Annotated in this window: 11 protein-coding genes; 8 read left to right on the top strand and 3 right to left on the bottom strand. The window is 34.5% G+C overall.

What is annotated here, in order from left to right; translation table 11 throughout:
• The first annotated feature begins 270 nt into the window (after nt 1–270).
• Both B0A64_RS09860 and B0A64_RS09855 read left to right on the top strand, forming a co-directional pair.
• The gene (locus tag B0A64_RS09860; protein WP_089479331.1) at nt 271–2667 is read left to right on the top strand and encodes an outer membrane beta-barrel family protein; all 2397 of its coding nucleotides are present in this window, start codon (nt 271–273) and stop codon (nt 2665–2667) included.
• 336 nt (nt 2668–3003) lie between these two features.
• Nucleotides 3004–4026 carry an LLM class flavin-dependent oxidoreductase gene (locus B0A64_RS09855; protein ID WP_089479330.1) on the top strand — a complete coding sequence of 341 codons (1023 nt, stop codon included), beginning with the start codon at nt 3004–3006 and terminating at the stop codon, nt 4024–4026.
• 113 nt (nt 4027–4139) lie between these two features.
• Here B0A64_RS09855 and B0A64_RS09850 read toward each other — a convergent pair whose 3' ends face one another.
• Complete coding sequence (locus B0A64_RS09850) at nt 4140–4934, bottom strand: polysaccharide lyase (protein ID WP_089479329.1); 795 nt, start codon at nt 4932–4934, stop codon at nt 4140–4142.
• A 498-nt stretch (nt 4935–5432) separates the two neighbouring features.
• Between B0A64_RS09850 and B0A64_RS09845 the strand changes: the two genes are divergently transcribed.
• The 4 genes from B0A64_RS09845 to B0A64_RS09830 all read left to right on the top strand — a co-directional run bounded on the left by B0A64_RS09845 (nt 5433) and on the right by B0A64_RS09830 (nt 8898).
• Complete coding sequence (locus tag B0A64_RS09845) at nt 5433–6023, top strand: TetR/AcrR family transcriptional regulator (RefSeq protein ID WP_089479328.1); 591 nt, start codon at nt 5433–5435, stop codon at nt 6021–6023.
• A gap of 103 nt (nt 6024–6126) precedes the next feature.
• On the top strand, nt 6127–6894 hold the full coding sequence (locus B0A64_RS09840) for an SDR family oxidoreductase (RefSeq protein ID WP_089479327.1): 768 nt from the start codon (nt 6127–6129) through the stop codon (nt 6892–6894).
• Between the two features lies 1 nt (nt 6895).
• Nucleotides 6896–7897, top strand: coding sequence for an NADP-dependent oxidoreductase (locus B0A64_RS09835; RefSeq protein WP_089479326.1), 1002 nt, complete (start codon nt 6896–6898; stop codon nt 7895–7897).
• A gap of 71 nt (nt 7898–7968) precedes the next feature.
• Nucleotides 7969–8898 (top strand): AraC family transcriptional regulator, encoded by a 930-nt coding sequence (locus B0A64_RS09830; protein ID WP_089479325.1) that lies wholly within the window; start codon nt 7969–7971, stop codon nt 8896–8898.
• A gap of 261 nt (nt 8899–9159) precedes the next feature.
• Here B0A64_RS09830 and B0A64_RS09825 read toward each other — a convergent pair whose 3' ends face one another.
• Both B0A64_RS09825 and B0A64_RS09820 read right to left on the bottom strand, forming a co-directional pair.
• Nucleotides 9160–10449: a sensor histidine kinase gene (locus B0A64_RS09825; protein ID WP_244285387.1), complete on the bottom strand. Its 1290-nt coding sequence runs from the start codon at nt 10447–10449 to the stop codon at nt 9160–9162.
• Nucleotides 10418–11095, bottom strand: coding sequence for a response regulator transcription factor (locus tag B0A64_RS09820; protein ID WP_089479324.1), 678 nt, complete (start codon nt 11093–11095; stop codon nt 10418–10420). The genes B0A64_RS09825 and B0A64_RS09820 overlap by 32 nt, the downstream gene beginning before the upstream one ends.
• 647 nt (nt 11096–11742) lie before the next feature.
• Between B0A64_RS09820 and B0A64_RS09815 the strand changes: the two genes are divergently transcribed.
• Both B0A64_RS09815 and eptA read left to right on the top strand, forming a co-directional pair.
• A complete protein-coding gene (locus B0A64_RS09815; protein WP_089479323.1) occupies nt 11743–12594 on the top strand; it encodes a phosphatase PAP2 family protein in 852 nt (283 codons plus the stop codon).
• Nucleotides 12563–14101 carry a phosphoethanolamine--lipid A transferase EptA gene (gene eptA, locus B0A64_RS09810; RefSeq protein ID WP_089479322.1) on the top strand — a complete coding sequence of 513 codons (1539 nt, stop codon included), beginning with the start codon at nt 12563–12565 and terminating at the stop codon, nt 14099–14101. The genes B0A64_RS09815 and eptA overlap by 32 nt, the downstream gene beginning before the upstream one ends.
• Nucleotides 14102–14223: the final 122 nt, after the last annotated feature.

The raw sequence follows: 14223 nt of genomic DNA, 5'->3' as shown, positions 1-14223 counted from the left end.
TTGATCCGCAAAGAGAATCAGTTGTTTTATGGAGACAAAGCTATTGCATTTTAAGCTTTTTCAGCTTAAAAATAACCCCGTTAACCCTACGTTAACCAAATTTAGAAACAATAAGTCAGACAAACCCGTGTCTGGACTAAAATGTCTTTATCAAAAGTTTTTTTGTGTTTACAATCTGTTCTTCATCTTGGGGTGTTTAACCCTTCGTTAACCCTGTATTAACCGTTTTTAGAAAATGATTTACAGAGCTTTGCATCAAATAAATCATCAATGAAAAAATTAATCATGTTACTGTTGTTGGGTTCTTTTGCGGGATATTCGCAAGAGATTTCCCTATCTGCAAAGGTAGTCGACGGCTCTCATCAAGCCGTACCTTTTGCAGAGGTCTTGCTTTTGCAGGCAAATGATTCTGTGCGTTATAAGGAGGCCCAGACCAATGAATCCGGAGAATTTCGCTTTGGCGGTGTAGCAAAAGGCGATTATCTGCTTCAAGTAAAAACAATTGGTTTTGAGGAGTATTACAAAAAGATAACAGTCCAAAAAGATACACTTTTGGGGATACTTTCTTTAAAAGAAATTTCGAATAATCTGGACGGTGTAACAATTACCTCCAAAAGGCCCATTGTAAAACGGCTGACAGACAGACTTGAGTTTGCGGTAGAAAACTCCTCTCTTGCTTCAAACAATGCCTGGGAAATTTTAAGCAAAACTCCGGGTGTAATGACCGGATCTACAGGAACAATAAGTATTCGCGGCAGCCAGAGCATCTTAGTAACGATCAACGACAAGAAGGTTTATCTAAGTGGCGAAGAATTAAAGCAGTTTTTAGAAAATACGAGCGGAGAAGAGGTAAAATCGATAGAAGTTATTACCAATCCGCCGGCAAAATACGAAGCACAGGGAAGTGCAGTTTTAAACATTAAACTAAAAAAGAATCTGTCATTAGGTTACAAAGGTTCTGTAAACACTGCATACATACAATCCATATATCCTAAAGGTATTGCATCTGTAAACCAGTTTTATAAAGGAGAAAAATTATCTCTTGCCGGAAGGTATGGCTTTGGAGCTGGTGTATATGTCAATGAAGGTAAAGATGTTGTGCATTATTTAAAAGAGGATGGTTCGCTCGATTCCCGTTGGGAAAGCATCATGAAACGCAAGACAAAGTCGTTAGAACAGCATTCTTACCGCCTGCAGGCATCTTATGAAATTGATTCGCTTAATACCATTTCTGGTGGTGGTACCGGATTAATGACACCAAGGCAGCAGGGAGACTTTACAGTACCTACGTTTATTTATGGTGCCAATGGCGCTGTAGATTCTCTTTATGTAACCCGAAACAACCGAAGAAATCCGTTAAGAAACAATGCTTATAATATGTCTTTTGACCACTTGTTTAGCGCAAAAGAGAAAATGTCTGTAACGGCAGATTATACAAAATACTGGCGTCAGGAACGTCAGGATATCAATTCTGCATTTTCGCTTCCGGAACAAAGCCTTTATCGCACCACACGTTTTATTAGTGATAATGTACAGGATATTCAGCTTTTTTCGGCTCAGACAGATTATTCGAATGAAAATAATGGCACGCTCGAAGCAGGACTAAAATTTGGAAACGTAAAAGCCCAAAGTAACCTTGACTACAAAGACGAAATCAATGGCAGTTTTGTCAACAACCCTAACAGAACCAGTCTTTATCTTTATGATGAGTCCATATTGGCGGGTTACACGAGTTATAATAAAGAATTTGGAAAGTGGAGCCTTAAAGCGGGGTTGCGTGGCGAATATACAAGTCTGGAAGGAAATTCGGTTACGACTTTTGAGGTTAATCAACAGCATTATTTTAAGCTTTTTCCAACATTTTATGGACTGTATAAACCTGTAGAGGGTCATGAAATAGGCATTTCGTACGGCAAGCGAATTACACGTCCGCAATACAGCAGGCTAAATCCGTTCCGTTCTTATTATAATTCGTATTCCTATTTTATGGGTGATCCCAAATTGCTGCCTACTATTAGCCATAATATTAATTTGCTTTATACGCTGAAAAGTAAATACAATTTTGATCTTTTTTACCGCCTTGAAAAAAATCCCTCGATGGAAATCTCTTATCAGGACTATGAAACCAACATGTTGGTCTATCATTTTACGAATATAAAAAAGGATTTTGCTTTTGGGCTGGAGTTTAATACAAACCTTACTTTGTATGATTTCTGGGAATCCGGAATTCAGGCAGGATTGAGTTATGTCGAAGACCGTTTTCAGGGCAGGGATGGTAATTTCTATAAAAACGGAAAGCCCACTTATAACACAAGCATTAGCAATCGTTTTGTACTGAACAAAAAGAAAGACTTAACTGCAGAATTAAACTTTCAATATAATTCGTCATCCGTACAAGGTACTTTTGTTTTCAGCCAGACTTCTAACCTTTCTGCGGCTATCCGCAAGAAAATATGGAAAAGCAATGGAGAAATATATGCGATATTATCGGACATCTACCGTGGTGAAAAAGAAACAGTTGTTACTGATTATGCCAACCAATACAATTATTTTAATTCTTATGGTGACACCCAAAGTATTAGATTAGGGCTTCGTTATAATTTTGGAAACCAGAATTTGGTCAACAAAAAGAAAGAAGGTCAGACTGAAGAGCAACAACGATTATAATCAAAAAAGTAGCTTACTTCATTAGAGTTAAACTTTTCCATAAAAGGAATAGTGTTTAGAAATACTCAATAATGATGCGTATATTTGGAATAATAAATAAACCCGTTAGTTGTAATTAATTTTAACACATAGAAACATAGATTTTTGACCATCAAAAAAGGCGTTTCGCTTTTTAAAATACACATAGTCTGCTATGTGAAAGAAATGTATTTCTTTTTTGAATTCTTATTAGCTAAAAAAATCTATGTTTCTATGTGTTAAATGTTTTTTTGACCCGAGCGAAGAGAACAGACGAAGTAATTGCACCCAACGGGTTAGTAAACAACAATGCTATATATGAAAAAAATAGGATTTTTATCTTTTGGACATTGGGCAAATCATCCTTCCTATAAAGCCCGTACAGCAAGCGATACACTACTGCAATCTATTGATTTGGCGGTCGCTGCCGAAGAAATTGGTTTGGATGGCGCTTATTTCCGGGTTCATCATTTTGCACAACAGTTGGCGTCGCCTTTTCCTTTGCTTTCGGCAATTGGAGCTAAAACCAGCAAAATAGAAATTGGAACGGGCGTTATAGACATGCGCTATGAAAACCCTTTGTACATGGTAGAAGATGCCGGTGCTGCTGATTTAATTTCAGAAGGACGTTTACAATTAGGAATCAGCAGGGGATCTCCGGAACAGGTTATTGACGGTTGGCGCTCTTTTGGTTATGAACCTGAAAAAGGCGAAACGGATGCTGATATGGGACGCAAAAAAGCTTTGGAGTTTTTAGAAAGACTTAAAGGCGAAGGATTTGCCGAGCCAAACCCAAATCCTATGTTTCCTAATCCGCCGGGTTTATTGCGCCTTGAACCATATTCTGAAGGATTACGAGAACGAATCTGGTGGGGAGCAGCCTCTAATGCTACTGCTGTTTGGGCGGCTGAAAACGGTATGCACCTGCAAAGTTCTACCCTGAAATATGACGAAAATGGGAAACCTTTCCATATTCAACAAGCAGAACAGATTAGAATATATAAGGAAGCCTGGAAAAAAGCCGGACATCAGCGGGAACCACGAGTTTCAGTAAGCCGTTCGATTTTTGCACTGATGAACGATCAGGACAAATACTACTTTGGCGATCAGGGCAGAGGATCGGACAGTTTTGGTAATATCGAAAGTGATAAACGGGCAATTTTTGGAAAAAGCTATGCTGCAGAACCGGAAAAACTTATCGCAGAGTTGGCTCAGGACGAAGCTATTCAGGAAGCAGACACATTGCTGTTGACTATACCCAACACATTGGGTGTTGAATATAATGTACATGTGCTGTCGTCTATACTAAAATACATTGCACCTGAACTGGGTTGGCGTTAAATCTTTTCAAAAAATACAGCAAAGCTCCCTGAGTTAAAAACCATAGAAAAAGCCCATTTCGTGAGAAATGGGCTTTTATTTATTACTACTATATTGTTTATAAAGTATAAATATTATTGGGCATCCCAGGATGCACTAGGATAATAAATAGAACTTGTTACCGGAGCTGTCCAGTAATCCTGACTACCACCACGGAAAGTGTGCAGACTTACTGCATTTACATTTCGTTTAGAATCATTAGTTACCCAACGAATTGTTTGATTTAGTACCTCTGTACCATTTACATAATATTTGACATATCCATCCGTATTTGACCCTGTATTTAACTTAACAGATATCTGACAGTTATAGGTTACATTTTCTTGTATGTAATATTTTTTTCCAAAATCATTACCAAATTGCCCGGGCTGATCTTTGTAATATACGTAAGGTTGAAGATAAGCTCCGCTTCCTTTGGCAGTGTTTGATCCGTTGGGACAATACCACATAAATCGGGCACTACCGCCATTGCCATCCCATCCCGGGTCTCCACCGGTATTCTGATCGCCAATTAGTATACCATATCCACATTTACCGCCTCTGCTCCAGTAAAATCCGGAATTAAATTTCATCTGGAACCAAACGGTGTAAACACCCTCTGACCAAACGCCAAACGAGGTACACAAACCACCGGGGCAGGTTAGGGTATTGGTTTTTAAGGTGATCGTTCTGGCTCCGGCACCACCACCTGCTAATGCTGCACTGGCTGCTGCGCTTTTATTAGTGTTTTGCGACACGTCGTTGTTTACGATCGGTAGCTCATCTTTGTTAGTGCTTTGCAACACATTTGAATTTTGTTCCTTTTCGCAGGAATTAAATACAAGAGCTGTAATAAACAGTAAACTTGTTAATTTTAAGAATTTTTTCATTTTTAAAAGGTTAAAGGTTAATAAAATAATAGATAGTAAACTTGGCATTGTGGTTATATATTATTGTGCATTACCAATTACATTTACGCTCGTTAAATACTTCGTAATTAGTGTTACAAAGTTGATTAATAACGAGTTATGCTAGGGTATAAAAAAGTACGTTTTTTGGTACAAAAAAATCCTGTTTATGTATTTTGTGTATTATTTTTAGGTTTTAAAAATGATATTGATAAAATATTATAAAAAAAAGCGAACAGGATTTAAAAAATTAAGAATTATGTGCTTTTATAAAAAGAGATGCAATATTTCGTAATCCTTTTTCAATAAAAAGAATTTGTTTTTAAACCAAACAAGTTCTACTATGCTTAAACTTACTATCGAATTGACTGAGCCCGAAGTGAATAGATTTAGAATTGATAAATAAAAAAAACAAAATTTATTGTTAAATTTTATTTTAAAATATACTTTTTAGTATATTTGCAGTCTAATTAATGAACAATGCTTAGTAAAGCCGAAAGAACAAAACAATTTATACTCGAAACTGCTGTACCACTTTATAATGAAAAAGGTATCTCGGGTGTCAATATTGATGATATCCTCGAAGCTACAAAACTTACAAAGGGTTGTCTTTACGGTCATTTTGAAAACAAAGAAGATTTATCAGGGCAAGTTATTGATTTGTCGTTGAAAATGGTTTCAGACAGAATCAGAGCAGAAGTTTATACAGCAAAAACTATAAAAGGTAAAGTGTTTGCCTTTTTGGATTTTTATAAAAACCCAATTGAAACTTATATTTCCGGTGGTTGTCCTATATTTAATACTGCCGTAGAAGCAGATGATAATTATCCTTTTATAAAAGAGAAAGTTGCCAAAGTATTTAGAAGTGGTCAGGAAGAATTAGTCGGTTTACTTCAGGAGGGAATTAATATAGGTGAGTTTTCCGGGAAACTGGACCCTGCTGTTTTTGCCTTTAAATTGGTAGCATCAGTCGAAGGAGGTATTGTAATGTGCAGAGTTATGGGCACAGCAAAACCAATGCAAGGACTTGTTAAAAGTCTTAAGTCTGAATTAGAACAATACATCATATAATTTTTTTTTGACTTAAAATAGACTAAAAAGTATATTATAAAATAGACCAAAAAGTCTAAAATATAGAAAATTTATAAAAAAACAACTTTTTAAATATATCATTATGAACATACAAGGAAAAACAATATTAATAACCGGTGGAGCATCAGGTATTGGGCTCGAAGCTGCAAAACAGTTTTTGACAATTGGGGCTAAAGTAATTATCACCGGAAGAAATCAGGCAAAACTTGATGCTGTAAAAAAAGCATATCCTGCTATCACAGTAATCCAAAGTGATGTAGCAAATAATGAAGATGCAAAATTTCTTTTTTCGAAAGTAAAAGAATTGGGCGGTATCGATATCTTATATAATAATGCGGCTGTACTTGTACCACCATCCAATTTAGGTATTGCAAATGATAAACATACTGATGGCGCTGCCTACGAAATAGAAGTAAATTATCTGGGAGTAGTAAGGCTTAATAATCTCTTTATGAACATGCTTCAATCAAGAAAAGAAGCAGCAATAATAAATACAACATCAATTCTTAGTCAGGCCCCATCACTATTAGAAGCGACCTATTCTTCTTCAAAAACAGCACTCGCTTTTTATACCATATCGCTACGTGAACATTTGAAAATCATGGGCAGTAACATAAAAATATTTGAACTGATCCCACCGCTAGTGGCTACACAAATGACTACTGACCGAAATGATAAAAAAATATCTGTCGAAGAAATGGTAAAAGGTCTCATCACGGGGCTGGAAAAAGAACATTATACGATACGTGTAGGCGACGCAAAACTATTTAACCTCATCAACAGGCTTTTTCCAAAAACGGCTTATAAATTAATTAATCCGAAGAAAAGCTATCAACTTTTAAAAAATTAAAATGAAAGCATTTATTATAAATAAATATACAAAAGGAGGTCTTGAACTTGCAGATGTTCCAACTCCCGTTGTGGGAAACAATGATGTTTTGATTGAAGTGCATTCAGCAGGTGTTAACCTTCTGGATTCAAAACTTAAAACAGGAGAGTTTAAATTGATACTTCCTTATAAACTACCTATGATCCTTGGTCACGATGTTGCCGGAGTTGTGACTACAGTGGGAAAAAATGTTAAGAAATTTAAAGTTGGTGATGCAGTATATTCTCGCCCTGAGGATTATCATGTAGGAACTTTTGCCCAATTTATTGCCATAAATGAAAAGGATGTGGCATTTAAGCCCGTAAACATTTCTATGGATGAAGCGGCATCTATTCCGTTGGTCGCGCTTACGGCATGGCAGGCATTGATGGAGCATGCCCAATTAAAAAAAGGGGAGAAAGTATTTATACAGGCAGGTTCAGGTGGTGTGGGAACTATAGCGATACAGCTGGCAAAACATCTGGGGGCAAACATTGCCACAACAGCCAGTAAAAAAAGTTTTGAATTACTAAAAAACCTTGGTGCTGATGTACTTATCGATTATACAACGCAGGATTTTGAACATATACTTAAAGATTATGATGTGGTAGTAAACAGTCAGGACCAAAAAACACTTGAAAAAGCATTCAACGTGTTAAAACCGGGCGGGCAGGTTATCTCTATTTCCGGTCCGCCAACACCCGTATTTGCAAAAGATATGGGATTACCATGGTATATCAGAATGATTATAACGCTACTTAGTTTTGGCACAAGAAGTAAGGCTCAAAAAAAGAACATCAACTTTAGCTTTCTCTTTATGAGGGCAGAAGGAAACCAACTACAGGAAATTACTAAGCTTATTGAAGCCGAAGTTATTAAACCTGTAGTAGACAAAGTATTTGCTTTTGAACAAACAAATGATGCGCTGAAATACGTAGAAAGCGGTCGTGCCAAAGGTAAAGTCGTAATACGGGTAAAGAATTAAAAACTCTGATTGCAGGATTAATTTCTAACCCATTACAGCGCTCCAAATTATAAACTTATGAATCGCAGCCAATGCAAAAAATTAATGACACCCCTAATAAAGCTGCTGAATATCATCTAAATCAATATCAGCCGGATACAGCAAGGTTTTCGCTGTACGAAATTGAAAATTATTTAAAAAAATATGACAAAAAAAGGAGGAAAGTTCATGCTGAGAATTATTGCCAGATCATTTGGTTTAAAAAAGGAAACGGCAGGTATTTTGTTAATTTTAAAGCGTATGATATTGACGAAAATACTCTTTTCTTTTTGACTAAAAATGATAGTCATTATTTCGACAGGAAAACCAATTACAGCGGAGTTTTAATTCAGTTTAATGAAGAATTCCTGAGTCAAAATAATAATGATATTGACTCTTTTTTCAAACAGCGTTTGTTTAACACTGGCAAAAGTCCGTATTGTTTGCTTCATACAGATGATACCTTTATTTTAGATGAATATTTAGACCTGATAAAAAATGAACTGGCAAATAAAAAGGAGACGAGCCATGAGGAACTTTTAAGGTCTTATCTCAAAGTATTTTTGATCCAGGTGCAGTACAGATGGAAAAAATCAAATACAATTGATGGACGCCAGATTGCACCTGAGGATAAAAAGCAGTCAAAATTAATGAAATTTGTTGATCTGATAGATGAAAATTACAAAAGAGGATTTAAAGTGACTGACTACGCAGGACTTATGCAAATATCCTCCAGAACATTATCTGACCTGACGAGTCAGTTATTGGATAAAAGTCCATCTGAGATGATACACGAAAGGATTATAAAAGAAGCACAGAGAATGCTTCTGGATACCACTTACAACATTAGTAAAATTGGATACTTTCTTGGTTTTGATGATGACTCTTATTTTGTAAAATATTTTAAAAAACACACTAGTCTCTCGCCTTTAGAATTTAGAAAGTTTAATTTAAGAGAAACAATAAGGGCGAAAATATCTTAATTAAAATAATTAGTTTCAAAAAATGTACATTATAACTTAAGGATCAATAAGAATCTTTATTACCGTTATTTAATACGAATTAATTATAAAGGCTAAATTTTTAATAGCACTTTCAACTTTATTAGTCCATAAAGGGCAGTAGTTTAATCGAATATAGTTTTGATAGTATTTCATAGAAGAAAAGATATGACCCGGACTGAATCCCTTCTTGCAAGATAGCCATATAGTGTCATGGCTGGGTCTATGCGAAGTTTAAATTTTCTAAAATTTGACGCTAAAACGATGCAAATTATCCTCGAAAGAATAGCATATATGCCAATGGTTAAGTTCTATAATTTTTTTAATAATTGCCAGACCAAGCCCATTTCCGGGAGAAGAATGATCGGTTTTGGAAAATCGGTTAAAGAGCTTCTCAATTTTTAAAGGAGTGATTTGTCCGGAGTTTGAAAATATCAATTCATTCCCGAGGGTTTCAATAATGATTTGACCATTTTTTGTGTTGTGGCGAATCGCATTCAAAAATAAGTTATTGATGAGCACCTCTGTTAAGGCTGGATTTCCTGTTACAGTCAAAGTTGAAGTAAATTGAGTTATAATATTGATTTTTTTAGCATTAGCCTGTTCCGTAAAAAAGTCTAAATGTTTTGTGATATAATCATTAAGGACAATACTGTTTTTTTCGAGAAAACTTTCGTTGTCAATTTTAGAGAGCAGCAGCAGGTTTTTATTAAGCCTGTTGAGTCTTGATACATCCATATTCAAAGAGGCAACCACATGAGACTGTTCTTCGTTAAGGTTTAGCTGCGTGAGTGTATCAATTTTAGTTTGAAATAATGCCAGTGGAGTCTGAAGTTCGTGAGCGGCATTTTCTACAAACTCTCTCTGACTTTTGTAGATGGTTGTATTTTTTTCAATCAGTCTTTCAAGGCTTTTATTAAGTCTGTCAAATTCATCGATATCAGTCGGGATAAAATGTGGCGGTTTATTTTTATCGATTTCAAAATCCTGAATCTGGTTCAGCGTATTATAGAAAGGACTCCAGATTTTGACGGCAGTAGCTTTTGAGATCCAGATAATCCCTATTAAAAGTATAATAATGATAAAAAGAAACATGAAGGCAATACTAAAGACCATTCCTTCCATCTCTACCAGATTTATCTTCTCGGTGTAGGTATATTTTTTACCATTTATAGTTACAGGAGCATACAGTATGCGAAAAGGTTCTTTTTCCTTCGCAATAAAATCATACAGCATTTTGCCTACAATAGAATCGCTGCTAACACCCATATCACGTACAATCATTACTTCACGATTGTATTTGTTCCATAAATCAATATCTTTTTGAGTAAAATCCTGGTGACTTTCCTTTATAAAAGCACCTTTATGAAAATGCAGTACTTCATCAGTTTCATAAATATAAAGTTGCTGGCTTATGTAGTAAAATAATGGTGCCGCTATCAATAAAATAATGATTGCATAGGCAAGAAAGGTGTTGGTTGTTTTGTTGAGTAATTTTTTATTATTCATTTTCCCATTTATATCCCAAGCCATACGCTGTTTTGATGTAATCAGCGCTTCCTGCCTGATGGAGTTTCTTTTTTAGATTTTTGATATGTGCATAGATAAAATCATGGTTGTCCAGCATATCTGCCATATCGCCCGAGAGATGTTCTGCAATGGCGGCTTTGGGTAATACCTTATTTTCATTTCCTATTAAAAAAAGAAGCAGATCCAGTTCTTTTTTGGTCAGTTCTAATTTTCTATTATTAACCGTTACGGATTTGGATAATATGTCAATTACAATTTCATTGAAAATGATGTTATTACATCCTTTAAAATTTTTGCGGCGTATAAGTGCCTGCATGCGAACCAGAAGTTCTGATAAGTGAAAAGGCTTGGTCAGATAATCATCTGCACCAAGGTTAAATCCTTTTAGACGCGTTTCAAGAGTTTCTTTGGCAGAAACCACAATAACTCCGTCACTTTTGTTTTTTCTTTTAAGTTCCCTTAATATATCAAATCCGTCACCATCAGGCAACATCAAATCCAGAAGTATACAATCATAATCATAAGAATCAATTTTACGCAATGCCAGATTATAGCTTTCGGCCGTTTCGCATTGGATCCCGTTGGTTCTAAAATAATTTTTGATGCTTTGAGCAATTTCAGGCTCATCTTCTATAATTAAAATTTTCATAGTGCAAGTTTATAGATACATTTTGAAGAAAATTTGAATTAGTAATGGTTTGCATTTATTTTATAATAAAGTCTAAAGTAATGATTTAAGGTTGGATGTTGGGTATAAATCTAAAAAATCTCACACATATTATTATGTCTTACTGTATTACAAATAAAACTTTTAGAGATTGATTGTAACGCTGGAAGTTTGATAATTTGCCAGATAAAGAAAGTCTGATAATCATTAAGGGATTAAACTACTCATTTTGTATTTCTCTCACAGAGACAACGCTGTTTTTAAACAACTAAATGAGATCGTAGATCGTAAGCCAAAGCATTTCCAGTTTAAATTTTTTAATAGAATTGAAATTATTCGTTAAAAAAAATCAATTACCGTAGAAATTCTAAATTTCTTCAAAATTGACCAATTATTTTACTTTTTGTTAAAGTATAAAGCAAGAACAGAATAATGAGATTAATTAATCTTACAGCCGGAAAATTTAATGAATTATTAACTGTTTTGCCAAAAAGATAGATCGGTTCATAAGTAAGAAGAATTATCGTTTTTAGTGCTTTTCATGATTTTTAACTCAGGGCAAAGAACAACCATATTTTAAGATTGAAATTATTTGAGAACCTAATAAAAATATTAATACAGTAAAAACAATGAATACGTATATTATTAATAATTATTCAAGACTTAAACCTTTTCTATTTTTTCTTCCTGCATTTTTCCTGGCAGCTATTGTTCTGTTTTTGTATAGTCGAAATGCTTTAAATGCAGATCAGTATGTACAAATTCAAAAAGGCACATTTTATTTTATCAATCATCATTTGGGACATTATCCAAGTTTTGAATACAATCTTACCCAGATGGGAGATGCGGTGGTTTTTTTATCATTTTTGAGTGTTTTAATTGTTTATGCCCCCAAACTTTGGGAGGCTTTACTATCAGGTTTACTAGTTTCGATTTTGCTTTCTTGTCCCCTCAAAAGTATATTTGCAGTACCAAGACCCGGAGCAGTATATAATAATGATACTTTTTTTATTGTGGGAAAAACATTATGCGGCCATAATAGTTTACCATCCGGACACTCCATTACAATTTTTACCATACTTACCGTTTTATTGTTTGCCTTTATGCCCAAAAAGTTAAAAGCTAAAATTTTATGGATTTTTGCAATCCTGATTATAGGATCAATTCTTGTCTTTACCAGAGTAGGTGTGGGGGCACATCATCCGCTTGATGTTATTATAGGTAGTATTATTGGATATATCTCAGGATTATTGGGTATTTTTATCTGCCGAAAATTTAGAATCTTCAATTGGATTAACAATAAAAAATACTATCCAATATTCGTGGTTTTGTTTCTTATTTGCGGTATTTGCCTGATCAACAAAATAATTAATGAAGATTTAATCATCTTTTATTTAGCATTCATTAGTTTAGCCCTTTCGATATATAAAATAACCACTGTTTCCCTATATGAAATTACTGCCATTTACGCTAAAAAGTAACTTAAAACTAACTCATTTTGTTTTATTAATGAGTATTTTGAATTTTGTATTCTTTCATTTGCCTTTTTATACCTATGTTTTTAATCATATCGATTATAAAAGCCTCAACGGTATTGTTTTAATTGTTAGTCTTGTGATTCTGATGTTGGTTTTGAACGCCTTTGTTTTCTACCTCATGTTTTCGCTCTCCCGTTATTTTGGAAAATTTTTATTGGTCTTATTTTTTATGATCAATGCAATTGCAGTTTACTTTGTTAATACTTATAGTGTTATAATAGATGAAACGATGATTGGGAACGTGCTCAATACCAATTATGAAGAATCGAGTAATTTTTTCTCTTTTAAGTTGGTACTATACATCATCTTTCTGGGTATTATTCCCAGTATTTATATCATAAAAGTCGATATTATAAATGTTGCCCTGAAGAAATTTTTAACCCTTTCTTCTCTGACTTTATTGTTTATTGTTGTTTTGGTATTTGCCAATGCAAGCAACTGGCTCTGGATTGATAAAAACTCGAAACAATTGGGAGGTCTTGCCATGCCGTGGTCCTATTCTGTAAACACTTCGCTTTTTTATATTCATAAATACAAGAAGAATGAAAAAGAAATTTTACTGCCAAATGCAGTAATAAAAGACAATCAGAAGTCGGTTGTTGTTTTAGTAATTGGAGAATCTGCCAGAAGCCAGAATTTTTCGCTGTACGGATATAAGAAAAACACCAATCCGCTGCTTTCTAAAATACCCAATTTATTTCATTTTGATGCCAATTCCTGCGCTACATATACTACCGCTGGTGTAAAATGTATTCTGGAACATACCAACTCTGATGATTTATATGAAATCTTACCCAACTACCTTTATAGAAATAATGTCGAAGTGGTCTGGAGAACGACAAACTGGGGAGAACCTCCGGTGCATATAGAGAAATATCAAAACAGAGATGTTTTAAAAAAGGATTGTAAAGGCCAAGTGTGTGAGTATGATGAAGTCCTTTTAACAGGATTAAAAGAGCAGATTTTGTCCAGCAAAAAAAATAAAATATTGATTGTATTGCACACCAGTACAAGTCATGGACCTACTTATAGCAAGAAATACCCGCCTGCTTTTGAAACTTTTAAACCCGTTTGTAATAGTGTCGAACTGGGAAAATGTTCTCAGGAAGAACTCTTTAATGCTTATGATAACACTATTGTTTATACAGATTATATTTTATCAAAAGTAATCGAAGACCTAAAGGAGTTAAAAGAGTATAAAAGCGCCATGATTTTTGTTTCGGATCACGGAGAATCCTTAGGCGAAAAGAATCTGTACATGCATGGAGTACCTATAAGTTTTGCCCCAAAAGAACAATATCAAATCCCTTTTATAGTTTGGGTATCTGATAATTCGAAACAACTCAAGGCAAATAAAACAGTATCTCAAAACCATGTTTTTCATAGTGTTTTAAATTTTTTAAACATAGAAAGTCCTGTTTATAAGGAAGAAATGAACATTTTTAAATAATCTGAGTGTATGTACTAAAATCACAAGCCACTTATTTAGGAGTAAAACAGAGCGGCTCTGCAACCTTTAATATTATAGCTTAGTAAATACGGGACTTTGATTACTATTGCATAATTTTGCAA

This window comes from Flavobacterium araucananum (genome assembly GCF_002222055.1).
Taxonomy (GTDB): domain Bacteria; phylum Bacteroidota; class Bacteroidia; order Flavobacteriales; family Flavobacteriaceae; genus Flavobacterium; species Flavobacterium araucananum.
The sequence above is the reverse complement of the archived record's forward strand: the minus strand, read 5'-3'. Positions and strand labels throughout refer to the sequence as shown.